This is a genomic window from Symplocastrum torsivum (genome assembly GCF_059505465.1).
The window spans coordinates 12,083-37,983 of the sequence record NZ_JCACKQ010000015.1; the positions used below are offsets into that span (position 1 = coordinate 12,083).

At 46.5% G+C, this 25,901-nt stretch carries 21 protein-coding genes and 1 pseudogene; 4 read left to right on the plus strand and 18 right to left on the minus strand.

Annotated features, from left to right (window positions below; genetic code table 11):
* Positions 1-29: 29 nt before the first annotated feature.
* The 7 genes and pseudogenes from AC5JL3_RS05170 to AC5JL3_RS05200 all read right to left on the minus strand — a co-directional run bounded on the left by AC5JL3_RS05170 (position 30) and on the right by AC5JL3_RS05200 (position 12,978).
* Entirely contained in the window at positions 30-5,237 is a 5,208-nt protein-coding gene (locus AC5JL3_RS05170) for a GAF domain-containing protein (protein WP_496073456.1), read from the minus strand.
* Positions 5,238-5,295: 58 nt separating this feature from the next.
* Positions 5,296-5,835 (minus strand): chemotaxis protein CheW, encoded by a 540-nt coding sequence (locus AC5JL3_RS05175; RefSeq protein WP_192219779.1) that lies wholly within the window; start codon positions 5,833-5,835, stop codon positions 5,296-5,298.
* A gap of 10 nt (positions 5,836-5,845) precedes the next feature.
* Positions 5,846-6,214 (minus strand): response regulator transcription factor, encoded by a 369-nt coding sequence (locus AC5JL3_RS05180; RefSeq protein WP_192219778.1) that lies wholly within the window; start codon positions 6,212-6,214, stop codon positions 5,846-5,848.
* Between the two features lie 79 nt (positions 6,215-6,293).
* Entirely contained in the window at positions 6,294-7,574 is a 1,281-nt protein-coding gene (locus AC5JL3_RS05185) for a response regulator (RefSeq protein ID WP_496073457.1), read from the minus strand.
* Positions 7,575-8,008: 434 nt separating this feature from the next.
* Complete coding sequence (locus AC5JL3_RS05190) at positions 8,009-10,627, minus strand: hybrid sensor histidine kinase/response regulator (protein ID WP_496073458.1); 2,619 nt, start codon at positions 10,625-10,627, stop codon at positions 8,009-8,011.
* A 612-nt stretch (positions 10,628-11,239) separates the two neighbouring features.
* Positions 11,240-11,452 (minus strand): annotated as a pseudogene (locus tag AC5JL3_RS05195) (SPFH domain-containing protein); the annotation flags it as partial.
* Positions 11,453-11,688: 236 nt separating this feature from the next.
* Complete coding sequence (locus AC5JL3_RS05200; RefSeq protein WP_496073459.1) at positions 11,689-12,978, minus strand: bifunctional sterol desaturase/short chain dehydrogenase; 1,290 nt, start codon at positions 12,976-12,978, stop codon at positions 11,689-11,691.
* A 201-nt stretch (positions 12,979-13,179) separates the two neighbouring features.
* On the opposite strand from AC5JL3_RS05200, the gene AC5JL3_RS05205 reads away from it, so the two are divergent.
* Entirely contained in the window at positions 13,180-14,625 is a 1,446-nt protein-coding gene (locus tag AC5JL3_RS05205; protein WP_496073460.1) for a glycosyltransferase family 2 protein, read from the plus strand.
* A 75-nt stretch (positions 14,626-14,700) separates the two neighbouring features.
* On the opposite strand, the gene AC5JL3_RS05210 is transcribed toward AC5JL3_RS05205, so the two are convergent.
* Entirely contained in the window at positions 14,701-15,051 is a 351-nt protein-coding gene (locus AC5JL3_RS05210) for a hypothetical protein (protein ID WP_496073461.1), read from the minus strand.
* A 131-nt stretch (positions 15,052-15,182) separates the two neighbouring features.
* Here AC5JL3_RS05210 and psb32 point away from each other — a divergent pair, with 131 nt between their 5' ends.
* Entirely contained in the window at positions 15,183-15,908 is a 726-nt protein-coding gene (gene psb32, locus AC5JL3_RS05215; protein WP_496073462.1) for a photosystem II repair protein Psb32, read from the plus strand.
* Here the strand turns inward: psb32 and AC5JL3_RS05220 are convergent.
* The 5 genes from AC5JL3_RS05220 to AC5JL3_RS05240 all read right to left on the minus strand — a co-directional run bounded on the left by AC5JL3_RS05220 (position 15,905) and on the right by AC5JL3_RS05240 (position 20,486).
* Entirely contained in the window at positions 15,905-16,294 is a 390-nt protein-coding gene (locus tag AC5JL3_RS05220; protein WP_496073463.1) for a DUF4346 domain-containing protein, read from the minus strand. The two genes, psb32 and AC5JL3_RS05220, sit on opposite strands and share 4 nt — an antisense overlap.
* A gap of 190 nt (positions 16,295-16,484) precedes the next feature.
* Positions 16,485-16,775: a hypothetical protein gene (locus AC5JL3_RS05225; RefSeq protein ID WP_496073464.1), complete on the minus strand. Its 291-nt coding sequence runs from the start codon at positions 16,773-16,775 to the stop codon at positions 16,485-16,487.
* 100 nt (positions 16,776-16,875) lie between these two features.
* Positions 16,876-17,499: a cytochrome c oxidase subunit 3 gene (locus AC5JL3_RS05230; RefSeq protein ID WP_496073465.1), complete on the minus strand. Its 624-nt coding sequence runs from the start codon at positions 17,497-17,499 to the stop codon at positions 16,876-16,878.
* Between the two features lie 92 nt (positions 17,500-17,591).
* Entirely contained in the window at positions 17,592-19,358 is a 1,767-nt protein-coding gene (ctaD, locus tag AC5JL3_RS05235; protein ID WP_496073466.1) for a cytochrome c oxidase subunit I, read from the minus strand.
* Between the two features lie 96 nt (positions 19,359-19,454).
* Positions 19,455-20,486: a cytochrome c oxidase subunit II gene (locus tag AC5JL3_RS05240; RefSeq protein ID WP_496073467.1), complete on the minus strand. Its 1,032-nt coding sequence runs from the start codon at positions 20,484-20,486 to the stop codon at positions 19,455-19,457.
* A gap of 477 nt (positions 20,487-20,963) precedes the next feature.
* Between AC5JL3_RS05240 and AC5JL3_RS05245 the strand changes: the two genes are divergently transcribed.
* Positions 20,964-21,911 (plus strand): COX15/CtaA family protein, encoded by a 948-nt coding sequence (locus AC5JL3_RS05245; protein ID WP_496073468.1) that lies wholly within the window; start codon positions 20,964-20,966, stop codon positions 21,909-21,911.
* Positions 21,912-21,990: 79 nt separating this feature from the next.
* Complete coding sequence (locus tag AC5JL3_RS05250; protein ID WP_496073469.1) at positions 21,991-22,962, plus strand: heme o synthase; 972 nt, start codon at positions 21,991-21,993, stop codon at positions 22,960-22,962.
* A gap of 149 nt (positions 22,963-23,111) precedes the next feature.
* Here AC5JL3_RS05250 and AC5JL3_RS05255 read toward each other — a convergent pair whose 3' ends face one another.
* The 5 genes from AC5JL3_RS05255 to AC5JL3_RS05275 all read right to left on the minus strand — a co-directional run bounded on the left by AC5JL3_RS05255 (position 23,112) and on the right by AC5JL3_RS05275 (position 25,644).
* Positions 23,112-23,816: an alpha/beta fold hydrolase gene (locus tag AC5JL3_RS05255; RefSeq protein ID WP_496073470.1), complete on the minus strand. Its 705-nt coding sequence runs from the start codon at positions 23,814-23,816 to the stop codon at positions 23,112-23,114.
* Between the two features lie 75 nt (positions 23,817-23,891).
* A complete protein-coding gene (locus AC5JL3_RS05260; RefSeq protein ID WP_496073471.1) occupies positions 23,892-24,359 on the minus strand; it encodes a glutathione S-transferase family protein in 468 nt (155 codons plus the stop codon).
* A gap of 3 nt (positions 24,360-24,362) precedes the next feature.
* Positions 24,363-24,554 carry a glutathione S-transferase family protein gene (locus AC5JL3_RS05265; protein ID WP_496073472.1) on the minus strand — a complete coding sequence of 64 codons (192 nt, stop codon included), beginning with the start codon at positions 24,552-24,554 and terminating at the stop codon, positions 24,363-24,365.
* Between the two features lie 164 nt (positions 24,555-24,718).
* Positions 24,719-25,324 (minus strand): SRPBCC family protein, encoded by a 606-nt coding sequence (locus AC5JL3_RS05270; protein ID WP_496073473.1) that lies wholly within the window; start codon positions 25,322-25,324, stop codon positions 24,719-24,721.
* Positions 25,309-25,644: an ArsR/SmtB family transcription factor gene (locus AC5JL3_RS05275; protein ID WP_192219757.1), complete on the minus strand. Its 336-nt coding sequence runs from the start codon at positions 25,642-25,644 to the stop codon at positions 25,309-25,311. The genes AC5JL3_RS05270 and AC5JL3_RS05275 overlap by 16 nt, the downstream gene beginning before the upstream one ends.
* Positions 25,645-25,901: the final 257 nt, after the last annotated feature.

Here is a 25,901-nt window from a genome sequence, read left to right on the forward strand (position 1 = left end):
TTCCCAATTCCCGATTCCCGATTCCCAAATCAATCAACCTTAAACTGATCGGCACTCGCTTGCAGGTTCTGCGCCATTGTCAAGAGTTCCTTGAATGAGGTAGAAATCTCGGTGGAATCCTCCGTGGTCTTGTTGGCGATCGCAGCTACTTCTGTCATCGTTTGTGTTACCGATTGGAACTGCTGAGTCTGTACCTGCGTTGCTTGGGTGATACCCGCAACGAGTTGACTGATTTGAGACGTGGCTTCAACGATCGCATTCAGATTCTGGCGGGTATCGTGTACCATCGATGTTCCTGCCGCAACCTGCTGGATGCTCTTTTCCATCACAGTGGAAACCTCAGCTGTGCCTTCCTGGATTTCCTGAACTAACTGCGAGATTTCAGTGGTGGCTTCTGCCGATTGACGCGCTAGAGAACGCACCTCATCTGCAACAACAACGAAACCGCGCCCATACTCACCTGCTCGTGTCGCTTCAATTGCCGCGTTTAGAGCTAGTAGTTGGGTTTGAGTTGTAAAGTTGCTAATCAAGTTCACCACTCTGGACACCTTCTGCGACGATTCGCTCAGGCGCTTGAGCCGCTTGCTGGTTTCCGCCACTGTTTCCCGGATGTCCATAATTCCATCTACAGTGCGGTTCATCGCTGCATCCCCTTCCCGAACAGTCTGGTTAGTCTGTTGGACAGCTACATCTACCTGTTGAGCATTCATTCCTACAGCTTTCGTAGAACTGACCATGGTCTGGATTTGCTCTAAGGCACGACCAAGTGCTTGGAATTGCTCTTGGGCTTGACCAGCAAGACCAGTAATCGACGATGCACTCTCTTGGGATGTCTGGGCGACTTGCCGAGACGCGGTTTGCACCTGTTTGACGATGCCGCGCAGACTTTGCAGAGTGTTGTTGTAGGCATCGGCAATCGTACCGACTTCATCTTCGGTTACGGGAGCGCGAACGGTGAGGTCTCCGTTGAGTGCTGGTCGTACTGCTGTCAGTAATTGGATAACCTCCTGCTGGATTTGTTCTTTAGCTGCTTTTTCCCGTTGGGCGGCTTCTGCCAATTGCTCTGACTGCTGCTGCACTTGCTTCAAGTAGTCCACTTGTCGCATCGCCACGCCGACTTGCACACCGATTTGTTTTAGGGCGCTGACTTCAATCTCTGCCCATGAGCGAACTTCAGTGTTTTGGTAAACACCAAGTAGACCCCAGAGCTTGTCGTCTTTGAAAATTGGCACGACTACATAAGCTTTGACCTCAAACTCCTCCAGCATTTCAATTTCAAAGGGAGAGTGGCCAGCCGCGTAAATGTTCTTCACGACCAAGCTTTCACCGTTGCGATAGGCGCCTCCCTGAGCTTCTTGCAGATTAACTTGGGGCCAGATGGCTCCTATTTCAGAGCCTTCCACAGCATTCCAGCCTTTGGTTACTGATTGGGCGACCAACTCACTACTCCAATCAGGATTGAAGCGATAGATTGCGGCGCAATCGCATTTCAGCAGCAGTCGGACAGCTTGGTTGGTGACACGGAAGATCGTGTCTGTATCCTGAGACTGAAGGATTTTGGGAATGATTTCGGCGACCGAATTGCTGACTTTAGCGGCTTTGGTCATCTGGGTGGATTGTGCCTGCAACTGCGCCAGGTAATCGGTCTGCTGTAAAACCGACCCCAGTTGACGACCAATGTCAGCCAGCAAGGTGACTTCACTTTCTAACCAATGCCGAGGTCCACTGTGTTGAAATGCACTCAGCAAGCCCCAGAGCTTTTCCCCTTGTTTGATGGCAACGATCAGGTACGATTTGACACCAAAGTACTCCAAGGTTTCCACATGGCAATCGCTCAAACCCACTGTGTAAACATCATCCGCAACATAGGGTTCGCTGTTGGCGAACCTTCCGCCCTTGTGTTCCTGTAGATACGTGTCTTCCCAAGCACTACCGACGAGTTTCGGCCATCCTCCAGATTCTGACTCATAGATAAAGTCTCCAAAATAGTCCGGGCGAAACTTGTATATGCACACTCGCTCCACTTCCAGGAGTTGTCGGACGTCTTCGACAGCAGCTTTACAAGCGTTCTCAATGTATGACGTATTGCTAATCTTGTCGATGATTGCGGGGACTTGTTGCTTGTACTTTACGACTTTATCCATTTCATAGACCAACTCCGCCTGCTGTAGAGCGACACCAAGTTGGTTACTAATCTGAGTCAGAAACCTCACTTCATCGTCTTGCCAATGGCGGGAGGCACTGTGCTGATAAGCGCCCAACACGCCCCAGAGTTTCTGCCCTTGAAAAATCGCAACGATCGCACAAGCTTTGATATCAACGCCCTCATAGATTGCTACATGGCAATCACTCAAACCAGAATCGTGACCAATATTATTGATAACAAATGGTTGGTTTTTGCCAAAGCATCCGCCTTGGTTCTCCTTCATATAGGTGTCTTCCCAAGTCATGCCAACCATTTGGGGTAAATCTCCAGCCTGAGACTCAAAGACAAAGTCGCCAGAGTAGTCTGGACGGAACTTGCAAACAGCGACTCGCTCCACACCAAGTAGTTTCCGAACTTCCTGCGTCGTTGTCTTGAAAATACTCTCAATATCGATCGTCTGGCGCATCTTGTCGCTCACACGACCAACTAGGCGAGTGACTGCTCGCTCCCACTCGGCGACTTTAGCAAGTTGAGCCGATTGCTGCCGTAGCTGCTCTTGGTATTCGGCTTGTTGGAGAGCCACCCCCAGTTGAGTGCCGATTTGAGTCATCACCTTGACTTCGCCGTCTTCCCAAGCACGAGGTCCAGAGTTTTGATAAGCCGCTAGCAGTCCCCAGAGCCTTTCTCCTTGGACAATCGGAACGATTACATAGGCTTTCGCCTGATATTGCTCCAGAATGTCAATGTAACAAGGTGAAAAGCCTGCTTGGTATATATCATCGACAACTCGGAAGTTTGCTCCCTTGGCATACATCCCGCCCTGAGTTTGTTGCAAATAGGTATCTGCCACTCTGGCTTTGCCACCGCCAAGAATTTTTGCACTACACTCGCTGATATTTTCTCGCAAGAGTGGGTTATCAATTTGTTCCTGCATCAAAGCAGTCCAGCGACTCCCGACTGACTCAGCAACAAACTCACCGCTCCAATCAGGCTCAAAGCGATAGACTCCCACACGCTCAGCTTGCAGCAATTCTCGAACTTCTTGAGTTACCGTTTTGAAAATCGTGTTGATGTCCAAGCTCTTGCGAATCTTCTCAATCACTTTGACAACGGTTCGCTCTCGTTCTGCGGTCTTGGCAACTTGCTCGGCTTGGGTTTGAACTTTTTCCAAGTACTCTGCCTGCTGGAGAGCCACCCCCAGTTGGCTGGCAATTTGGCTGAGGCTCTTGAGTTCACTGTCTTCCCAGTGGCGTGGTCCACTGTGTTCAAAGGCTGAGAGCAACCCCCACAGCTTCTGTCCTTGGAAGATGGCAACCACCAGGCAGGATTTAACGCCAAAGTCTTCCAAGGCTTCCACATGGCACTCGGTTAAGCCGCCATTGTAGACATCATCTACCACTAGAGGTTCGTTGTTGCGGAATCGACCGCCTTGGTGTTCGTGCAAATAGGGGTCTTCCCAAGCACTGCCCACTAATTTAGGCCAATCCCCAGACTCTGACTCCACTACGAAGTCACCGAAATAGTCTGGACGGAATTTGTAGATGGTCAAGCGCTCCACACCCAGGAGTTTGCGGACTTCTTGCGTCGTGGTCTTGAAAATGGTGTCAATATCCGAACTGTGGCGAATCCTGTCAATTACTTTGGCGACCGCTCGCTCCCGTTCAGCAGTTTTTGCCATTTGGGTGGATTGCTCCTGTAACTGCTGCAAGTACTCTGCTTGCTTTAGTGCCAAGCTAAACTGGGCGGCAATCTGCTTGGCAAAGTCAATCTCATCCTTCTGCCACTCGCGTGGGCTACTGCATTGATGAATGCACAACAATCCCCACAGTTCATTGCCGATCAACAGAGGCACAATCAAGTTAGCTCGAACTTGAAACTGAGAGAGAATCTCGATGTGGCAATCGCTCAACTGAGCATTGTAGATATCAGCAACCGCCTGAATTCTTCCTTGAGCGTAATGGGCGGCATACTGTTGACCAAAGCAGTGGTCGTGAACCTTGGCAGCTATAGCTGAACTGTAGCCTGAGTTTAGATCTTCCGATACAAATTCCCCATCATCAAAGCCGGACTCAGGGTAAAAGCGAAACACTCCCACTCGGTCAGCGCTGAGGAGTTGTCGGACTTCTCTGGCTGTTGTCTTGAAGAGCGTATCTAGATCTTCGGGCTGGCGGATTTTGTCGATCGCTTTGTTGATAACTTTGGCTTGCTCAGCCTGTTTTTGCATTTGGTCAGAAAATTCGACTGACTGTAGAGCGAGAGTCAGTTCGGTGACAATTTGGTGGAGCAAGGTTATTTCAGTTTCCCGCCATGCTCTAGAAGCAGAGCATTGCATTAAGCTGAGCAAACCCCATACTTGTCCTTCTAAGAAAATCGGCAACGTCAAACTGCCTTTGACCTGGAATTTTTGCAGCAGTTGAAGTTGGTAGGGACTCAGAGGCTTGGGTAAGGTTCGATCCAGAATGACGACTTGCTGTTGCTGGTAGTCTAGTCGTTCGGCTACACCAAAAGCGATCGCACTGAGGGACTCTCCTAAACTGGGTGTATAGCCAGCCACCATCGACTCCGCCAGCACCACACCTTGGTTCTCAGTTTGGAACTCGTAAATCAATGTTCGGTCTACTTGTAAATGCTGACGAACCTCAGTTAATGTCGTTTTAAACAAGGTGTCAAGATTCTTCGCAGAGCGCATTTGACTGTTAAGGGCTAATAACCACTGCCGTTCGCGCTTGCGGTGTTCCTCAGTTGCGATCGCTGGTTTGTCACCATTAACCCCGGTTGGCAAACCTTGTACCCACTTCTCCAACTGAAGAACTTTCTCCTGAATTTCCGGTTTGGCAAGTCCCGCCTGTTTGAGGTCGGCTTTGAGGGCATTAACTACGGCCAGAGCTTGCTGTGGCTCAAAATTGCCATTCGATCCGTTAACCACCTCATTACCTTTGCTTTGACTCTTCGATGGCTCAACTCTTGGCTCGGATGACTCAAGCTTCGGCATCGCTGGTGCTAGATTCTCTGGAGACATATTACTGTTGTTATTAACTAGATTTGCTGACTCAGGTTGGTCATGGAGACGGGTAGGGGACTCTCCATGCATCAATTCAGGGTTTTTCCCTACTCCCTGCGTTCAAGGAACTTGGTCTTAGTAGATGACTTCAAGAGATTTCTCCTCGGTGGATCTGCCATAAGGGAGACTGAGTAATGGCAATGGCATCCAAGACAGTGCCCTTACCCTCAGCAAGAGCACCCAGGACAAAAGGCAGGAGTTTGGGAGGAAATAAGCCGTTCGCCGCGTTTGTAAGTTTTTGCAAGTCGTGTAACTCAATGTCATTGACTTGCGACACTACCAGACCCAAAGGCTGGGTATTGGCTTGAACGACGATAGCCATAGGAGTGGCTGCCATTAGATATAGAGGTGGATAGCCTAGAAGCTGGTCTAAGTCCACAAGCCAGAGCATTTCTCCCCGCCAATTGCAAATTCCCAAAACGCAACTGGGCATTTCAGGGACTGGCAGAATGTCCTCCACGTTCACCCTGAAAATTTCCGCAATCTGCGCGAGTGGTAGCAGCGCACTGTCCTCGTGACCTAGGGGAAAGCGGAGCAACCGCTCTCCGATTTCTGGGGGGAGTGGGTCGTCTAATGTGAATAGGTCAAAACTGTTCGCTGTTAGCACAGCGTCAAGTGGGGTCAGCATAAACTCTTTCCTAATACACGGAAGTTAATTGCTGGATTGTTTGAATCAGTTGTTGCTGGTTTACTGGTTTGGGTAGGTAGGCATCAGCCCCCAGCATCGAACCCCAGAGTTTATCCGCCTCAGTACCTTTGGTTGAGCACATGACGACTGGAATTGCTTTAGTACTGGAATTGCTCTTGAGTTGGCGGCAGAGTTCAAAGCCACTTTGCCCTGGTAAAATCACATCAAGAATCACTAAATCTGGTTTGGCACCCTCAAGTTTGAGGTGAGCCTCCTCGCCACTGGTGACACTGACTACTCTTAGACCTGCCTGTCTGAGGTAACCGGTTAACACCTCCGTTTCTGTCAGGCTGTCTTCAACCAAAAGGACTGTAATCATATATACTTCGGTAAATAATCAGATGTTTCTTTCTTCATGACTCTTGGCTTCAAAAGCTTCCTACACAAGGAGATTCCTCCTAAGGCGTGTTCCACCTCTGCGATTGAGCCGTTGTTGAAGTTGGTAAATACCTTTGTAAAGTTGCCAGCACCTTCTCTGAATTAATGGGTTTTGCTAAAAAGCCGGAGGAACCGACGATCTTTGCTCTCACCCGGTCTACAATGCCGTCATTGCTGGTGAGAATAATCACAGGTGTATCTTTGAAGGCTGAAATGCGGCGAATTTGGGCACAGATTTCATAGCCGTTGGCGATCGGCATGACCAAATCTAAGAAAATCAGGCTTGGTTTATGTTCCAGTAAGAGTGGCAGTGCTTTTACGGGGTCTTGAATGTTGAGAAATTGATAGCCAGCTTGGTTGAGGATGTGACTCATTGTCTGGCTGTCGAGACGGCTGTCATCAATATAGGCAACTGTTACCTCCGTTGATTGCGATCGCTCTGGACTTACGGAGTTCCCGCTAGGTGCGGAAAAAGACGTGGTTGCCGTAGCTGGCTTAACGGAATAGCTGGGGAAGTCTTTAACCTCCTCCAGTCCGATCAACCCTTTTTGGACATAGGGCATCAGGGATTGGGCTAGAGGTAACGGATTCTGTTTTAATTTGACCGCTAAATCCCTTAAAGTCTGATTGCCATCAATCAGGGTAGTCAGATTGCGGTAGACAGCGGGTGAAGTTTGCCAATGCAATTCTTCAGCGTTCGAGATTTTAGGAGCGAGGTTTGGGGAATACTTCGCTAAGCCTGCCTGCTGCCAAGCCTCCCAATCCTGCATTGCTTCTAGGCAAAGCGGGTAAACTCGAATCGAAACAACGTTTGCCTCGATGCTGTTTATCGGTATCGGTCTGTAGGAGAGTTGCACCCCTGAACGATGGTGGAGCTGTTCCTCCCGTTGGATAATATCGAACAGGATTTCTATTACGTTGCCTGTAACAATCTCCGCCATCTGCCTTAGCGGGACTTCCCCCTGCCTCACTAGTGTTGCTAAGGAGTCATAATCCCAACACCGAGGCTGCTTCGACTCAGGCGTGGCAATATAGACTGGCAGTTGTGGACAGTGGTGGGACAACTGCCGAAACCAACGACGAATTGGATGCACTCCACCAGTACAGCCAATCAAATCACCCAAGTAAAAATACAGGCTCCACTTCTGGTCTCTGCTATATTCAATACTCAAATCCAACTGACCTGTAAATTGATCTTGGCTACAAGCCTGAATCTTCTCTACCAGCTCGTTGGTGGTTAACACTACCTCCTGTCTTTTTACTGGAGGCTTGATCGAGCTAACAGATGACGGAGTAAGCATTTTGTTAAATCTCAACTTCCCCGAAAAGGAGTTCCTTATCTTAGACAGATAACCTTAAGAAACGCTGCATCTTGTTTTTGCAGACCTACCACAATCTACGAACTTCGGTTCTACTCATCCGGATCTTCCCTAAGATTGTTGCAAATATGAAGGTTGTGTTAAACACACAGAGTGGAGGAACAGCCCGCACTGCGTGCCGATACGCTAACATCCCCAACCCCTTCTCCCATTGGGAGAAGGGGAGTAAGAGTTCAAAGTCCCTCTCCCACGGGGAGAGGGATATAGGGTGAGGGCTTCCCATCGGTGACATGGAATTTGTTGGAGTCGCGCAGAATCTCCGGAAACCTGCCCGTTATCAAGTGTCCCAACAGTTTGGATTTGAATGTGTTTGACCTCTTGCTGCTACCCGCACCGTCAATCCGGTTTGCTGTTTCTTACAAAGGTACTGTTGTCAAGTCCAAAACCTCGTTGATTGTTTTTAATAGATCTCTTGCGGTGTAGGGCTTGGGCAAAAATCTTTGGATGCCAGCATTGGTCGCGTCAGTTAGCTGAGCGCTAGATATCAGCCCACTGACAGCGATAATCTTAACGTTTGGGTTAATCTTATGCAGAGTGCGGATTGTGGTCGGCCCATCCATTGATGGCATCATCATATCGACGATCACCAGGCTGATGTCATCCTTGTGCTGGACGTAAAGTGCGATCGCTTCAATCCCATCACTCGCTGTAACCACCCGATAGTTATAGGCTTCTAGAGATGTCTTATTAATTTCACAAATTGCTGCTTCATCATCGACAACCAAAATTAACTCTCCCTGTCCAGTAGAGAATTCACCGTCTTCAGTTTGTTGAGTTTCAGCTTTCCTAATAGCGGGTAAGTAGATTTTAAACTGTGTGCCTTTCCCTACCCTACTTGTCACATCCACAAAACCACCGTGGCTTTTGATAATGCCCATTACCGTCGAAAGTCCCAACCCAGTTCCTTTACCCTGCTCTTTCGTCGTAAAGAATGGTTCAAAAATCCGATCAATAACTGTTGGTGGAATGCCCATTCCTGTATCAGAAACAGTAATCAAAATATAGGAGCCGACTGTGGCATCAAGATTCATCCGGACAAAGTTTTCATCAATAAATAGATTGGTGGCGCTTAAACTCAATGTTCCACCTTTTGGCATCGCATCACGAGCATTAACACAGAGATTGATCAGAACCTGATGCAGTTGTGTAGCATCCCCGTTGATCATCCAACTATCTTTCTGAATATGGGTTTGAATATCTAAAGATTTTGGGAATGTCTCTTCGACAATTTGCTTAATATCCAAGATTAATTGCTCAGTTTGAAGTATAGTGCGCTTCCCTTCAACACCTCGCGCAAACAGTAAAACTTGCTTGACCAAAGCAGCCCCACGTTTAGTACTCGTTTCAATTGTCTTGAGTAACTGTCGCTTTTTCTCTTCAGAAAGTTTGGTTGGCAATAGTAGTAACTGAGCCGATGCAAGAATGGGTGTCAACTCATTATTTAAATCGTGAGCAATACCACTAGCGAGAGTGCCAATGCTCTCCATACGTTGAGCGCGAAGGAACTGTGCTTCAAGTTGTATCTTTTCAGTAATATCAGTATTGACAACAAGGATTGATTTAGGTTTTTCCTCTTCATCACGCACTAGTGTCCACCGACTTTCGACAATAATTCTTTTGCCGTCTTTAGTGACTTGATGTAGCTCACCCTTCCACAGACCCTCTTCAAAAACAGTCTTTCTGAGTTCTCGAAGGTGAGCTATTTTTTCCTGGTTCAATAGCTGTACTGCCTGCTTGCCAAGGACTTCTTCTGAGTTCCAGCCGTATAGCCGTTCAGCGCCTTTATTCCACAGTAAAATTTTGTCCTCTAGATCTCGAACAAAAATCGCATCGGTTGCAACATCCAACAATGCCGCTTGCTCACAAATTTTTGCTTCGGCTTGCTTGTATTCAGTGATATCTCTTTGGATACCGACGAAGTAGAGTAAGTCACCTTCTTCTGAAAATACTGGGGAGATTTTCAATTCGTTCCAAAACGGCTTGCCATCTTTGCGGTAGTTCAGCACAGTGGCGTTCACCTCTTCTCTTCGGGCAAGGCAAGCATCAATTTGCTCAATCGTCTGTTGATTTGTACCAGAACCTTGTAAAAAGCGGCAATTGCGACCCAGAACTTCCTCCGGTTGATAGCCAGTAATCCGGGAAAAAGCGGGATTAGTGTAGATGATTGGGTTGTCGAATTGGTTCGGGTCGGTGATTAGGACACTATCAGAAACTGAAGCAACAGTACGGGCAAGACGCAGGTTTTCAACACCGAGTTTGCGAAGTGTCTCCTCATTTTGCTTACGCTCATGGATTCGAGCCATCTGTTCTGCCCAACTTTGGTGTTCACGCCTGACTCTATCGCAGTAGTTATTAAAGAACTCACTTAAACCTGGCTCCTTCTTCAGGAGGGTATCAAAATGGTCTTGTACTCGCTTGTCAGCCTGATAGACAACTTCAGGATGAGCTTCCATCCAGACATGACAAGTTTTAACATAAGCAATAAACGAGACTAAGTGCTGGTAAGTAACACCTCCAAGTAAGCGACGGAGTTCACTCCGGTAATACTCGTTGTTTTCTCCTTTTAAGGCAATGAAGATTGAGCAATAGAGTAAGCTTTCTTCAAGGGCTGCGTTCCGCTCGTGTAAAAGCTTTGGCGCATCAGATGCAGCAAGGATACGAAGATGTTTATCGATGTCACTTGGGGTTGGTAGAGGAGATTCAAGGAGTTCCAGCACTTCTCGTGCTTGCATCCCTAAAGCGTGCAAGGAACAACTGTGGCAGATCATGCAGTAGGGAACAGAACAGAAGCGAGACAGGTAAGCGGACAGCTTTTCCTTAAATAGAGGCGACAGAGGATTATCAACATACGCACTAATGGTTTGTTGCCAGAGGTTGTCCAATACCTGTGGAGTCTGTTCACCAGGAGCAAAAAAGGGTGGGAAAAAACCAAATTTTTCCTCAATTTCTGCCTTGATTTGCTCACTTGTTCGCATTAGTATTATCTCCCCTTCCTGATTAGGCAGTAACAATTTTCTTAAGTTTTTCTTAGCTTTTACAGGTTGATGATTTGAATTGCTTCCTTGATGAAGCCGTTGTGCTGCTGAGACAACGTTGCTCAACTAAGTACAACGTTTTGTAACTATCTTGATCATTTAGTTACAACGCCATTAGCCTAAGGCTTTAGAGTCTCTTCTTGAGCTTTTATTCTGGTAAGTAGGCTCTTGCTTCACTTAAACGTTAAGAATTTATTTCAACAAGAGTAGCTAGCAAAATAAGCCTTGAAGGCTTGTATCCATAGTAGTAGTTTTTAGACAGGTGATATCAAAAGATAAACTTTTTTAAACTTTTTGATAAATTAAAAATAATTATCATACTCATCATTGTCTTAAATGATAAGGAAGTTGCAAATTTGACAGTAAATAAAAATTTTAGGATTTTAAAATAAAAAATATTGGAAGATTTCTTGTGGCGTAAGATGAGAAATTTTACCCAATGACAGTAATTCCTGGGATACCTGCCCCACAACGTTGAATAATTCCTTCTTCTTGGAAAAGCTTTTATAGGACGCGATCGCATTTTTTAAATTAAGTCAGCTCATCGCCTTTTCAAGCCATCGAAGGGTCAACATTTCGTAAGGTAGTAAGGGCAGTTTGATAGACTGATAGATTGTAGTTTTCAACCTTATTAATTGCCTTAGGAGGGTCAACTAGGCGATAGTAAAGAACGGCGTTAACTTTAATTGTGGCGTTGTCGGCTGTAATTGTCTGTTGTGGCTCAATATTTACAGCTTTGGTGCGAATATCAACTTGAGCTTTTTGAGCAAAAGTAGGTTTTTGAGATTGGGATGTTGGGGAGGTAGGACGTTAATTTACATTAAATTTTGGGGGTTTTTCACTCATCACCTCACCTCATCACCCAATTATTGATGGCATTTTATTACAAACCTACCCTTGAAATGGGAGGCAGATAGAAGCAGGGGCAGCAGTGGGAGCAGGCGAAGTAAGGGGAGGCGTGAGCAGTTATGGAAAAACTCTCCTTAATTCTTCAGTCTTCGCTAACGTGTTCGTGATGAAGTTGTAGCATCTGCTGCTAGCGTTTCCGGGAATGGTACTACTTGAGTTACATCAGTAGGGCGACTAAACAGCTTAAAGTAGGTTCCGACGCAAAACTCTTTGATGGGGTAAGTAATAAAAGTTAAGGGGTTAATGGTCACGATGATGTTACGTGCATCTCTGGTAGCTAGATTGACGATTTGCTTTGCCACCTTGGGTGCGGACATTACACCAATGGGATTGAGATTGCTTTTAAATGGCCCAAGAATGAGTTTGCGGACTACACACGGAGCATCAAGACGGCGTAGTGTTACTAAGTCTCCTAAGGCTCGTTTGGTTAGTTCGTACAAAGGACTCAATGCCGGACTAACTTCTGCTTCTGAGGTATTGACCCAAACTTCTTTACGGGCGATGTCTTCATTGGTGCGAACGGTGGTGAAGAAGAGTTCTAGCAAGCGCCAACTTGAAAAGGTGTTGATTTCGTAAGATTTTGCGATCGCGTCAGCCGTTCGCTCACCATGTACGTTAATCCCGTGGTTAAGGATGAGGATATCGACCTTTTCCAGATGTGGGGCTAATTCAGACTCCTGTCCAATCTTCCAAGTAATCGTTTTAACTGGTACACTTTCACCCTTCACACTCACCGTAACGGGTTGCTCTTGGGATGTAAGAGCAATTACTTTTGCTCCTCTGCTGTGAAGTTCTAAAAGAAGCGCTTTCCCTAGCGTTCCCGATGCTCCTGTGACTGCAATTGTTTTACCTTTGAGTGAGAGCGCGGTTCCCATGAGCTTGTCCACCAACGTCAACGTACCGCAATAGTAAGCCTTTTGATTATCAAAGTGGTGTCGCCAGTGGTAGGTTCGATTGACACTCCAACAAGACGGTGGGGTAAGGAAAGGGCCTGGGAGATGAGTCAAATCGGTGATTTCATTCGCCCATGTGAATCCACTGCCGCGTGCGATCGCACTTCCTAAAAACGTTAGGGTATAGAGAGAACCAACCAATGCCGACAGTTGGTGTTCAGGTGCAAATGTGTGAGCAACAGCCCATAGCAATAGGCTAAATAGCAGCATCACTAAGCATTCTGGCACATCATTGCGCCACTGGGCTTGGCGGTAAATAGTATCACTAACGGCTGTTAAATCGGGGCGAAAAACGCGATGATGCCAGACGTGTAACCGATATAAAGGAGACCAATGATGGGATAAGACGTGATAGAAGTCTCGCACGAGTTCTACCCATAATACAGAACCCAATCCCCAAGCGGCAGTAGCTATCCAAAACGTCACCATACGCCAATTCCACAAACCTTTAAATTTAATTTGTCAAAAATCAACCACTCGACTATACGGGGTTTTAAGTGTAAAAAATACTCATTAAAGTATAAGAAATTTAATAATGTTAGATACAATGATGCTGCACAGTGTGGTGTTAGCTCACCCTCAGTGGACTAGTGGGTGTTGATAAGTATAGGTGGTTAAACCAAATAACTTATGCCAGAGAATTCCTGGACAGAAAACGATCTTGGTAACGAGCTTGACCCGATTACCTCTCTTTTATCTGATTTGGACGATGAAGATTTTGAAAGTGACTTCTTCTTCCAAGGATTAGAAGGGCGCCGACGCAAAGCCGCTGTGACATTAACAGCGATTTGGGGCGGCACAATCATCCTCCATTTAGTTTCTTGGGGTTCCTGGTTGATTTGGGGCTTCACAGCGCTATTAGGAATTCAGGCGATGCGAGTATTGCTGGCTCGACCTTTAAAGACACCCAAACCACTTGCAGATAACACTCAAGTCGATTTTCCCTATGTTTCTCTGCTTGTAGCGGCGAAAAATGAGGAAGCGGTTATCAGTAACCTAGTCAGGAGATTGTGTGACTTAGATTATCCCAAAATACGGTATGAAGTTTGGGTAATTGATGACCACAGTACCGATCAGACACCCGTGTTGTTAGACCAGTTAGCCATTCAATACAGCCAGTTGAGAGTGCTGCATCGCTCGGCTGATGCGGGCGGTGGCAAATCGGGAGCGCTCAATCAGGTACTACCCTTAACTAGAGGGGAAATTGTTGGCGTGTTTGATGCGGATGCTCAAGTACCAAAGGATTTACTACGGCGAGTTCTGCCGTTATTTGGTAAGGGAGAAACTGGAGCGGTGCAGGTGCGAAAAGCGATCGCAAATGCCTCAGTCAACTTCTGGACACGAGGGCAGATGGCAGAAATGGCTCTCGATACCTACATCCAGCAGCAGCGCATTGCCATTGGTGGCATTGGCGAATTGCGTGGGAATGGTCAATTTGTGCGTCGTGCAGCGCTAGAGAGTTGTGGAGGCTGGAACGAGCAAACCATTACAGATGACTTAGATTTAACCATTCGCTTGCATCTGGACAAATGGGATATTGGCTTTCTCGACTTTCCCCCTGTTGAAGAAGAAGGTGTCACCAATGCCTTTGCACTATGGCATCAGCGTAACCGTTGGGGAGAAGGTGGATACCAACGCTATTTGGATTACTGGCGGTTAATCGCAAGTAACCGCATGGGCACACTAAAAACGCTGGATTTGTTCTCATTTATGATCATCCAGTACCTTTTGCCTGCGGCGGCTGTGCCAGACTGTTTGATGGCGATCGCACGCAAGAGTTTCCCTCTCCTAACTCCTCTCACCGGACTTACCCTTGCCCTACCCTTAATCGGGATGTTCGTTGGGTTATGCCGTACTAAGCGAGACGAACCTCGTACTGCCGCCTCATTGTTGATTACCCTCGTGCAGACACTGCGCGGTACTTTGTATATGCTGCACTGGATGCTGGTGATTGCTGGAATTACCGCTCGAATTTCTGTGCGTCCCAAGCGGTTGAAATGGGTAAAAACGGTTCATCAAGGCAGCGATTCAGACAGCTTTGAGTTTGAATTGGGCAGTGAGAGCAAATCTAGTTGATGAGATCAAGCAACCCATAAAACTTTGTAGAGACGTTCCGGGGAACGTCTCTACGACTTCTTCACGTTGCCTGATTCAGAAGAATAATCCTCTACTACCATGCAACCAAATCCCAGGTTGATTAACCTCAAATTCCCAAGGGTCTTGGAGATTTCTCTCACTAGTTCTCAGGTTAATGGGTCGCGCAAATGGGATATCGTCATCGTCGAAGTCGAAGTCTGGGGGAGGTGTATCAGTTGGTTGAGGTTTGACGCTGTCTGGTGTCATTTGCAAATCAATCCAGCGTTTTGCTAAGTGAAGTGCCTCTTCTTCAGTTTTCGCGTTATGAATGGGAATAACGCATTCACCAGCAGCACTCCAAACCTGAACGCAAAACACTGGTCTAGCCTCAATAATCCAACCTCGATAAATTTCTGCTGAACTCATTGCTGGCACTCGCGCATGTGAGTAAGCCAAAGGCTACCCATCAACCCTAACATGCTGTTCATGTTTGAGGTATAGGTTTCGTGCCAGTTTGTATAGTATTTATTGAACAAGATCATCTTGAGATCAATTCAATGACACAGCTCCTCAATTCGCTATACAACTATCGAACATACCTTCAACGCCTGTTTTTACCGCTATTGTTAGTCCTTCTGGCAAGCGGATTTATTGCTGCACCAGCCAGCGCGACAGGTGTCTATCAAATGCCTAATGTCCGGGCAGGTGAACCAACCTGGATCATCGATAAAGCAGAGGTTCTCAGCCGCCTGAGTGAAGGCAAACTAAGTGGCACTCTGGATGCTTTAGCCAGAAAAACTGGCAAAGAGGTGAGGATGGTTACCATCCACCGCTTAGACTACGGTGAGACAGCAGAAACTTTCACAGATAACCTGTTTAAAAAATGGTTCCCGACACCGGAAGCTCAAGCGAATCAAGCCTTAATCGTGATTGATACGCTCACGAATAATGCAGCAATTCGCACGGGTGAAGCCGTCAAGTCTATTTTGCCTGACGACATTGCCGAGAGTGTAGCGTCTGAAACACTGATTGTGCCAATCCGTGACGGGAACAAATACAATCAGGGCTTACTAGATGCAAGCAATCGCTTAGTCGCTGTTCTTTCTGGTGAACCTGATCCTGGGCCACCTGTTGTGGAAGAAAATGTTCAGGTTGCAGGTACGTTTACAAAAGCGGAAGAAACGGATACTAAAAATTCAACAATTTGGGTTGTTGTCATCTTGGTTATCGCAACGGTTGTTCCGATGGCAACCTACTTCTTCTACCAGGGTTTCTCAGGCTAGTCCTGAACATACTCTTGCCCACTAATTAGAGCATTCTCAGCCCGAACAAATTCTCGTCCCAAATAAGCGGCATGGTCGAACAGTGTGACAGGAGAGGGCTGGGTTTGCTCAAAAATTGCGACACAAAGTTCTTTAGCGGTTCTGCCAGTAAAAAGGGTGCTTTGAGTCCGTTCTACCTTGCCTCGTGCGGGGATAACTTTTCCTGTCTCTGGGTCAATAGCCAAACCGCGATCGTCAATTACATTTGTAAAATGCTTTGCACAAATTAGCCCTACCTCCCGATCCAGATAGATAATGAAATATCCACCTGGGTCAAGGTCAATATGACGCTGCGATAGCTTGTCATCAATGGCATTCAGGCTTAGGGCATCTGCTGTTTGATTCATGGTCTATATAGCAATTTGTCTTTTGTTAAATGTTTCGGTGCCTACAACACCATAAACAGACCTAATCTTAGTTTAGAAGCTAGCTTAAAAGGCGATCGCTCACCGAACCAAGTCTGCACAGATTGAAAACCACCAAGACATGATGGCTAATTCCATCTAATTTCGCTGAAAGCTTTTCGCAATTTAAGAGCTACCTCTTGATGAGATTGCAGATAAGTTCCCCTGGGCTGTTGGGTTCAAATGTTACAACGGCTCCATCTTGGCGAACCCTAACACGCTCACGGCAATTGTACACCTCGATTGGTCGTTTCACCCCATCAACACTAACGGCTGCTCGGTACTCCCAGTAATTCTTAGCGCTTCGCTTGATACTCAGGATGCAAATCAAGTGGTCATTAGAGTTGTGGCAGAAGGACGCTTGAGCCGGAAGGGCAGCAGCCAACGATAACATCAAGAACAGCAGTAGAGCAATATATTTCACTGTCTCCGGATTTGTAAATAAACCAAAGATCAAAAGTTATCTAGTTCAAAAAAAGCCCCCAATTGGAGGCTTTTTAATCAACAGAGCATTGAAAAATTGCTTAAAGCAAATACACTAGCGTGAATAGAACAATCCACACAACATCAACAAAGTGCCAGTAAAGTTCTGCGGCTTCTGGACCAAAGTGTTCTTCACTCGTGTAATGGTCTGCTTTTTGCGATCGCCATAATACCGACAAGATGAGCAAAACGCCAACAGTGACGTGCAAGCCGTGGAAGCCTGTCAGAACATAAAACGCACTAGCAAAGACATTAGTTGTCAGACCAAACTCTAGATGAGAATACTCATAAGCTTGCCCAACCAGAAAAATGATTCCCATCACTGCCGTGAGCAAATACCAAAACCGCAGCCCAGAAACGTCGTTCTTCTTAATTGCTACATCGCCTTGATGCATGACAAAGCTACTAGCAATTAGAATTACCGTGTTAATAGCTGGTAGCAACAGCTCTAAATCTGGCGTTCCTTCTGGAGGCCAAACTGGCATAATTGCGCGGTAGATCATGAAAGCCGTAAATAAGCCGAGAAAGATCATACTCTCAGCAACTAGAAATACAACCACGCCAAACATCCGAAAGTCTGGATGCTCCTCGTGGTGATCTGTCGCCTCAACCTCATGGTGATAATTGAGGGAAGTTTTAGATTCGTCAATTGTTGAACCTTGCATAAACCTCTTGTCTGAGTGGTTAGTTGTTAGTAGTTATTAGTTATTGGTCATTGATTATTAGAAACAAACAACCAACAACTAACAACTAATAACTAATCGCGATTTTGACTTTCCCCTTGACGGTCATCGGGATGAGCGGCAACGGCTGGGTCGGGGTCTGCTCGTAAAGCGGAGTTTGGACCAGCAGCTAAAGCAGGTTCCCGCTCATCAGATGTAGGTACATAGGTCTGATATTCGCGATCGCCCATGCCATAGTCATAAGGACCAGTTGCTAATACAGGCACACCTTCAAAGTTTTCAATCGCTGGCGGTGAAGTCGTCATCCACTCCAGTGTTAAACCTTTCCAAGGATTGTCACCCGCTTTCTTACCACGAGCGATACTCCAAAAGACGTTAATTAGGAAGGGAATAATTGACGTATCCATGATGATCGCGCCAACTGTACAAAGCTCATTAAGCGCTTGAAACTTCGGGTCATAAAGCGCAATTCGTCGGTTCATGCCCAACAAACCCAACTCATGCATTGGCATAAAAGTCAGGTTTAAGCCAATAAAGGTCAGTACAAAGTGAATTTGACCCAGAGTTTCGTTGTACATCCGTCCAGTTGCCTTCGGGAACCAGTGGTAGAACCCAGCAAAAAGCCCAAGAACACTACCACCGAAGAGGACGTAATGGAGGTGAGCAACAACAAAGTAGGTGTCGTGAACATGAATATCAAACGGTACCGATGCCAGCATTACACCTGTAATGCCGCCGATTACAAAGACAGAAACGAAGCCCATACCAAACAGCATTGGGGCATCTAATGTGAGTTTGCCTCCCCAAATCGTTGCTAGCCAGCTAAAGACCTTAATCCCTGTCGGTACGGCAATTACCATACTCGCGATCATGAAAAACATCCGCATCCAGCCTGGGGTACCACTGGTAAACATGTGGTGTGCCCAAACCAAGAGACCGAGGAAGCTAATCGCAATGCTAGAGTATGCGATCGCTCGATAACCAAAAATTGGTTTCCGAGCGTGTACTGGCAACACTTCCGAAATCACCCCAAAGAAGGGCAGGATCATAATGTAGACAGCAGGGTGGGAGTAAAACCAAAACATATGCTGGTAAACAACCGGGTCTCCCCCACCAGTTGGGTTAAAAAACGTTGTCCCAGCAAGCAAGTCAAAAGCAAGCAGAATCAAAGCCGCAGCAAGTACTGGTGTCGCAAGCAACTGAAGGGCTGTCGTTGACAACATTGACCAGCAGAACAAAGGCATCTGATTTAGCCCCATTCCTGGCACCCGCATCTTTAGGATGGTGACACCAATATTCAGACCTCCCAAAATAGAGGAGGTTCCGGCTGTCAGGAGGCTAAGAATCCAAATTGCCTCCCCCGCACGGCTCGCTGTTGTACTCAACGGTGGATAGGAAGTCCAACCCGCCTCGGCTGGACCAACAAAGAAGCTGGAGAGGAGCAACACTCCACCAACAGCATTCATCCAAAAGGCTACGGCATTCAACTTCGGGAATGCCATGTCCTTCGCGCCAATCATTAGGGGAATCAGATAGTTCGCGAAGCCACCCGTTCCCGCCGGGACAACCCACAGGAAGATCATGATCGTCCCGTGCATCGTAAATAGTCGGTTGTAGGTCTCAGGGCTGACCAAATCAGAAGCAGGCGTTGCCAGCTCAATCCGAATCATCGAGGCAAGTATGCCACCGATAAAGAAAAATACGAATGCGGTCACGAGGTATTGAATGCCAATGACCTTGTGATCAGTGTTGAAGGTAAAGTAATCTTGCCATTTCCTCTCCCCATGTTCTGGGGGTCGGGCCGGCCGATTAGCTTGTTCTTGAAGCTCTGCTTGTGTCATAGTTCTTGTCCCTTGTTAGTTGTCGGCTGTTAGCTGTTAGTTGTTAGTTGCCCTTGATTAACAACCAAAAACTACTAACCAACAACCAATAACCAATTACAGATGGTTGCTAATTGCCATAGTTTGAGCAAAATGCTCGTGGTTGGAGTGCAGTTGCTCCAGGGTTTGCGATTCAATCCCCATCTCTTGGGCATAGGGAGCAAGAAACTCACTGCTTGACCTATCGGCAGGATTGGCAGCAACCGCTTTATCCATCGCGTCATTGCTGGCAACAGCTTGCTGCTCTTTAAGCCATGCCTGATACTCTTCTGGTGTCTGAACGAAAAGTTGAGCACCCATTGCGCCGTGGTAGGCACCACAGAGTTCAGCACAGACTATAGGGTACTGACCAACTTTATTCGCTGTGAAGCGTAGCTCGGTTTCCCGACCAGGAATCGCATCTTGTTTGAGGCGAAACTCTGGCAGCCAGAAGGCGTGCAGAACATCTTGGGCGCTGATTCTCAGCTCCACTTCTTCTCCGACTGGGAGATGCAATTCGCCGGATGTGATCCCAGTTTCAGGGTAGGTAAAAATCCAGGCATATTGCAGACCCATGACATTGACGGTCAGTGGTACTGGTTTGCCTATGTTTTCTGGAGAAGCACCAAGCCCTATGGCAATTTGTCGGCTTGGGTCAAGGGCGATGAGACTCTTGTCAGGATTCGCCTGAGCCGGGGACATCTTATGAGCCTGAGCAATCTGTGACCCATGATGGTCATGAGATGCCATGGGATCAAGTCCTCCCATCGCGTTGTAAATCTCAAAGCTATAGACGGAGATGATTAAGACCATCACCGCAGGTATTGCTGTCCAGACAATCTCCAGAGGAATATTTCCATGGATTGGCGGTCCATCGGTTTCGTCATCTTTGCGGCGGCGAAATTTGATTGCTGCTGCAATAATTACGCCCTGTACCAGCAGAAACAGACCCGTGGAAATGGTCATCATCATGTTAAACAGCGCGTCCACTTGGGCAGCTTCATCGGAGGCTGCTAGAGGCAGTAGACCGTGGTTTTGACCATACCACAAGCTGATCAGGGTCAAGGCGATGCCAGCCAGCAGGGTTGTAATTTGACTTGGGATGTTCACGGTGCTTGCTAGTGTAGGACTTTCTGCAAAACTTTAGTTTTTGGCGCGGCTCCCGTCAAAGTTCTCTCGAATCCGGCTCGTCAGTATAATCACTTACCAAGGTCAGCCGTCGAACAAGCCCTTTGACTATAGCTTTTACCTTGTGGTCATTTACCACGGTAAGACACCCTACTGAGAAAAAAAGTAACAACCACTGATTTTTTATAGATTTTTTATTAATTTCCTTGGGATCAAGCGGGGGAGGAAAGAATCTTTATTATTTGATGGCTTGATATTAAGCAAATATAAAGATTTCTGAGAGCGATAGGGCTTAATCGGTGAATTGGCAATTCTGAAAAAATCTCTAAAACTATTCACCTCTGGCGATAGCGTCATTAAAGTGGTAAGTGGAGTTTGGTCATCTTTCAAATCCAGGTGCTAGGTTGAGGATGAGCCGCTACTCTCACGTTCAGTAAACTTTGATTTGCAATTGGTGCTATGGCTGAATCAGTCCTCTATCGGTCGGTTGCTACTCAGGAATCATCCCAACCCAAAGAACGTATCCGTCGCTTGGTATGGAAAATCGCGATCGCAACATTGCTGTTGATGGCAGTCGGTAGTGCGACAAGAGTGATGAATGCGGGTCTAGCTTGTCCTGACTGGCCCTTATGCTACGGTCAGCTAGTACCCAGTCAGCAAATGAATCTTCAAGTATTCTTAGAGTGGTTTCACCGATTGGATGCCGCTTTGATTGGCATTAGTGCGATCGCACTAGCTGGTTTATCTTGGTGGGATCGACGATCTTTACCCAACTGGCTTCCTTGGGCATCCACATTTGCCTTGGGTCTGATTGTTTTCCAAGGTGTACTGGGTGGACTAACGGTTACAGAATTACTTAGGTTTGATATTGTTACCGCCCATCTAGGAACAGCACTGTTATTTTTCACTACCCTACTGGTGATTGGTACAGCACTCCTCCCTTACAAAGGTACGGGTGCTGTTGGTAAGTTACCTTGGGTGAGTTTAACAGCAGCAATTTTGGTTTATTTACAAAGTCTCTTAGGTGGACTGGTTGCTTCCAAATGGGCGTTACATCAATGCTTTGGGGTATCTCAACTATGCCTCGTGATGAATAGTCATATTGCTGGTGTAGTCCCTGCAACCCTAGCAACCTTGACTGTTGTAGTTATCGCTTGGCGGACAGCTGCACTTCATCCTACCCTGCGCCAATTGGCAAAGCTTGCCGCTGGATTAGTGGTTTTACAGATACTCTTGGGCGTTGCAACCTGGCGGCTACACCTGCAAGTTGAACCACTAACTGTTGCCCATCAAGCTGTAGGCGCGGCTTTACTAGGAACGCTAGTTACCTTCACCGTTTTAGCGTTGCGCGATCGGACAGAGGCTGGTGCGCTAAAGGTGTTGTCCCAAGAGGCTGAAGCTACTTAAACATTTCAGGACTTAACCGCGTTACTTCCCACTCCCAGGTAGGGCGCGTATTGTTTCAAAAAAAGGAATAGGTGACTGAATGATTGGGACAAGTGTATCCCGTCAACATGAAAACTTCCTGCAAGTTATTCAAAGCTACTATCAGCTAACGAAGCCCCGAATTATCCCACTGTTGTTAATTACGACAGCAGCAGGGATGTGGATGGCATCCGATGGACAAGTGAATCCCATATTGCTGCTAGTAACCCTGGTGGGTGGTACACTGGCTGCTGCTTCGGCTCAGACGCTGAACTGTATTTATGACCGTGACATCGACTACGATATGATGCGGACGCGCCATCGCCCGATTCCTTCGGGACGAGTGCAGCCTCGTGATGCCTTGTTATTTGCGATCGCATTAGCGTTTCTCTCTTTTACCCTACTCACGGTATTTGCCAACCTGCTAAGTGCGTTGTTGGCAATGTCCGGCATTGTCTTTTATATGCTGATCTACACCCACTTACTAAAACGCCATACAGCGCAAAACATTGTAATTGGCGGTGCGGCTGGGGCAATTCCAGCACTAGTGGGTTGGGCGGCTGTAACAGGTACACTTAGTTGGGCAGCATGGTTGTTATTCGCGATTGTCTTCCTGTGGACACCTCCCCACTTCTGGGCGTTAGCTTTGATGATTCGAGACGACTACGCGAAAGTTGGTATCCCCATGTTGCCCGTTGTGGCGGGTGAAAAGTCTACTACCCGTCAAATCTGGTATTACACATTGCTAGTGGTACCCGCGTCCTTCTTACTGATTTATCCTTTGCATGAGTCGGGTGTTATTTATGGCGTACTTGCCTTGGTATTGGGAAGCCTTTTCTTGAAAAAAGCATGGCAGCTATTACAAGCACCTACTGACAAGCAACTTGCTCGTTCAATGTTTAAATACTCTATCCTCTACATGATGCTTTTATGTACAGGAATAGTAGTAGATAGCTTGCCAGTTACGCACCAACTAACGGCTGCTGTGGCAGATAACCTACAAGATTTGATTAATGTTTTTCCCATCATGTAGGTCGTTGTTTAGGCTAAAAAAGCGATCGTTTTTGCATTCTCTGTTGTAGGGTGGGCAACTCGCCTGCCCTTAACTATAAATACACCTCTAGTGATGCCTCTCAGGTTCGAGTTCCACCGAGAATTAATAGTTTCATTTTCAAGTCCTTTTCAGGCAGCTTCAGTGTTGTCTACTTGAGTAATTGAGTCAAGGACATCAGCGAGTTCAACAGGACGGGATAGTTGAGGGCAATGTCCACTCTGTAATGCGATCGCGTCTACTCCCAAAATCTCACGCGCAGCACGCTTCGACCAAACTGAGGTAAATGTTCGATCCTCCGTACAAACAATATAGGCAGATTCTACCTCTGGCATCGTTTGAAGAGGACTAATTTCAGAAAACACTAAACCAGAAGCTTGATATCGCAGCTTCGGGATCGCCCACTGTGCAACCTCAGGCTTACAATCATGAAAAAGCAATTCCATCGCCAAAGCATTGTCTTCTGAAGCATCTTTGTTAGGTGCCGCTGAATTGAACATATCAGACTCATCGCCATGTGAGATACGTTCAACCACACTCGTTCCCACTTTTGGGATGCCTCCGGCAAGATATACAAGCTTTCGTACTGGATGTTGAGAGGCAACAACTGGGATAACTAAGCCAGACATAGAATGACCAACTAGTATCACGTCATCACTAATGCCTTGCAGCGCTTGAAGCACGACCTCCGCGTAGCGAATAGCACCTGCCTCTGGTTCTTCTATTGGAAGATCCATTGCTACTGCTTTGTGACCACGCGCCTCAAGTTCAGGAATCAGCAAATCCCAACACCAAGCACCACAGTAAGCGCCGTGTACTAAACAAAAAAGACTCATAACTAATCCTCTAATTAGATAGTTTCTAAAAGATTCGTTTCATCTCAAGAGGAATTGGATGATTTCGTTAGCCTATTAAGTGAGATAAGCTCTCATTAAAGCCTTTGCTTGAGGGATTGAAGCATCAATTGCTTCTGGACTAGGTTCAGTTGCCGTCCATGAATCACGTTGCATTAAGTGATCGCACCAAGTACTCAGTTTTGGATAATCATCAAATGGCACACCAATACTAGGTAGCTGAGTCACCAAAGTTCCGGCAGTAATATCAGCTAAAGTTAGGTGATTACTTCCAAAATATGGAGAATCATCCAGTTGACTTTCAAAAAAGTTCAGCACCGTGAATACTTGCTGACGAGCCTTTTCTAGCTTTTCGGTGTCGTTTTTGACAAAGCCCATTACCTCACTCGTCAGTCGAATCATTAGCGACCATAACTCAGTAATGGTGACCATTTGTACCATTCGCACTGTTGCGATCGCATTAGCCCCGTTAGGCATTAATGGCGGATTGGGGTACTTTGCCTCTAGGTAGTCAAGAATTGCCAAGGATTATACTACTCTAAAACCGTCATCAACCAAAACTGGAACATGATGAAACGGGTTAAGTTCTAAAAACTCTGGTTGATATTGATCGCTATCTAGCTTGAGTAAAACTTCTTCAAAGGCAAGCATTTTTTCTAGTAGCGCAATCCACACACGGCGAGAGTTAGCAGAGATTGGAAGGTGATAAAACTTTATCACTGTTAACCTCTTAAAACTTTTTCTTTCTAGCCTCGGTTAAACGATTAACGTTGCTGATTATCTTTTCGTCAATCTCAGAAAGATTTGTAGTCATTTTCGGCTTCTCTATAATTTATGTTCTTGTAGGGAGGACTCTTCTCAAGAAAGAAATAGTCTCACTGTTATTACAAACGCCCTGTCTGAACATTGGATGCTGCTGCAAGGTGACTTTGTTGAGCAATGTCACCCAGCACAGTTTGAAGTTTCCTGTTAAGTGGTGAGTGCCAGCCACCACTGAGATAGAAGTTGAGAGTAATGCTGTCAAAGCTCTCAAACTGTTTGTACCCAAGCGCTGACGGCATTCTTGGACTAACTGGTAGCAGTTGTGTCTCTATTGCTTTGAACATAGAGTTGTCCTGTCTTGCTTGAGCAAGACGCATCGGCTGACTAAATGGTGTCACCTCACTCTCCAAGCCTTTATGCTCAAGCTGGAGTTGTGTACCTCCATCAACAGGCAAGAGTGTCCAAGTAACAATAGTTGGCTTACCCATAAAACCACCTCGCCAGGTATAAGAAAGACTCCTTGGCTCATTGAGTTCAATGACTTCGCAGTGGATGGCTTCTTCCCATCCTTTTTGTGGATCAGGCTGAAAGCGGAATTTGTGTCCGACTCGTGGCTCAAAGTCGTTATCCATCAGCCATGCTGCCAAGGCACGGTGATTAGTAAGTACTTGCCAGAGTCGTTCTGGGGGATAAGGGTAAAAAACTTCAGTCTTTACGTCTCGGAGCATGGATTTTCCTCCAAATAGTTGCCAAGAGCATCTAATCTCTCTTGCCAGAATTGCTCGTAATGGATAAGCCAGTCAGACACTTCCCTTAGAGGTTCAGGGTTCAGGCGATAGAGGCGCTGTCGTCCTGCTTTGCGTTGAGACACCAAGCCAGCTTCACACAGTATTTGCAAGTGCTGAGAGATGGCTGGCAATGACATTTCAAAGGGTTCTGCCAACTGCTTGACAGGTTGTTCACCGTCACGAAGTCGATCTAATAAGGCGCGTCGCGTTGGATCTGCGATCGCTTGAAATATATCAGTACTGGCAGCAGGTCTACTCAACAGTTCAACTCAATATTTAAGCGAATGCTTAACTGTTTTTATAATAGTTAAGCATTTACTTAAATGTCAAGCCAGATCAAGATGAATAATGTTGCCAATAAATGTGTGATTACTGGGTAGCCACGAAAGCGATCGCATTTTTCAACCTTGCGTATCTTGTGACGTGCCTATGTAATTAAGCCAAAAGGGAAAGGTAGATATAGAATTACCTTGCCCCTTCTGCCAGAAGTTGATATTGCCGATTCAATGTGTACCCA

What these genes read in the sequence shown, in the direction of transcription:
- AC5JL3_RS05170 (WP_496073456.1), bottom strand. Translation starts at nt 5,237, where the DNA reads ATGCATGGAGAGTCCCCTACCCGTCTCCATGACCAACCTGAGTCAGCA.
- AC5JL3_RS05175 (WP_192219779.1), bottom strand. Translation starts at nt 5,835, where the DNA reads ATGCTGACCCCACTTGACGCTGTGCTAACAGCGAACAGTTTTGACCTA.
- AC5JL3_RS05180 (WP_192219778.1), bottom strand. Translation starts at nt 6,214, where the DNA reads ATGATTACAGTCCTTTTGGTTGAAGACAGCCTGACAGAAACGGAGGTG.
- AC5JL3_RS05185 (WP_496073457.1), bottom strand. Translation starts at nt 7,574, where the DNA reads ATGCTTACTCCGTCATCTGTTAGCTCGATCAAGCCTCCAGTAAAAAGA.
- AC5JL3_RS05190 (WP_496073458.1), bottom strand. Translation starts at nt 10,627, where the DNA reads ATGCGAACAAGTGAGCAAATCAAGGCAGAAATTGAGGAAAAATTTGGT.
- AC5JL3_RS05200 (WP_496073459.1), bottom strand. Translation starts at nt 12,978, where the DNA reads ATGGTGACGTTTTGGATAGCTACTGCCGCTTGGGGATTGGGTTCTGTA.
- AC5JL3_RS05205 (WP_496073460.1), top strand. Translation starts at nt 13,180, where the DNA reads ATGCCAGAGAATTCCTGGACAGAAAACGATCTTGGTAACGAGCTTGAC.
- AC5JL3_RS05210 (WP_496073461.1), bottom strand. Translation starts at nt 15,051, where the DNA reads ATGAGTTCAGCAGAAATTTATCGAGGTTGGATTATTGAGGCTAGACCA.
- psb32 (WP_496073462.1), top strand. Translation starts at nt 15,183, where the DNA reads ATGACACAGCTCCTCAATTCGCTATACAACTATCGAACATACCTTCAA.
- AC5JL3_RS05220 (WP_496073463.1), bottom strand. Translation starts at nt 16,294, where the DNA reads ATGAATCAAACAGCAGATGCCCTAAGCCTGAATGCCATTGATGACAAG.
- AC5JL3_RS05230 (WP_496073465.1), bottom strand. Translation starts at nt 17,499, where the DNA reads ATGCAAGGTTCAACAATTGACGAATCTAAAACTTCCCTCAATTATCAC.
- ctaD (WP_496073466.1), bottom strand. Translation starts at nt 19,358, where the DNA reads ATGACACAAGCAGAGCTTCAAGAACAAGCTAATCGGCCGGCCCGACCC.
- AC5JL3_RS05245 (WP_496073468.1), top strand. Translation starts at nt 20,964, where the DNA reads ATGGCTGAATCAGTCCTCTATCGGTCGGTTGCTACTCAGGAATCATCC.
- AC5JL3_RS05250 (WP_496073469.1), top strand. Translation starts at nt 21,991, where the DNA reads ATGATTGGGACAAGTGTATCCCGTCAACATGAAAACTTCCTGCAAGTT.
- AC5JL3_RS05255 (WP_496073470.1), bottom strand. Translation starts at nt 23,816, where the DNA reads ATGAGTCTTTTTTGTTTAGTACACGGCGCTTACTGTGGTGCTTGGTGT.
- AC5JL3_RS05270 (WP_496073473.1), bottom strand. Translation starts at nt 25,324, where the DNA reads ATGCTCCGAGACGTAAAGACTGAAGTTTTTTACCCTTATCCCCCAGAA.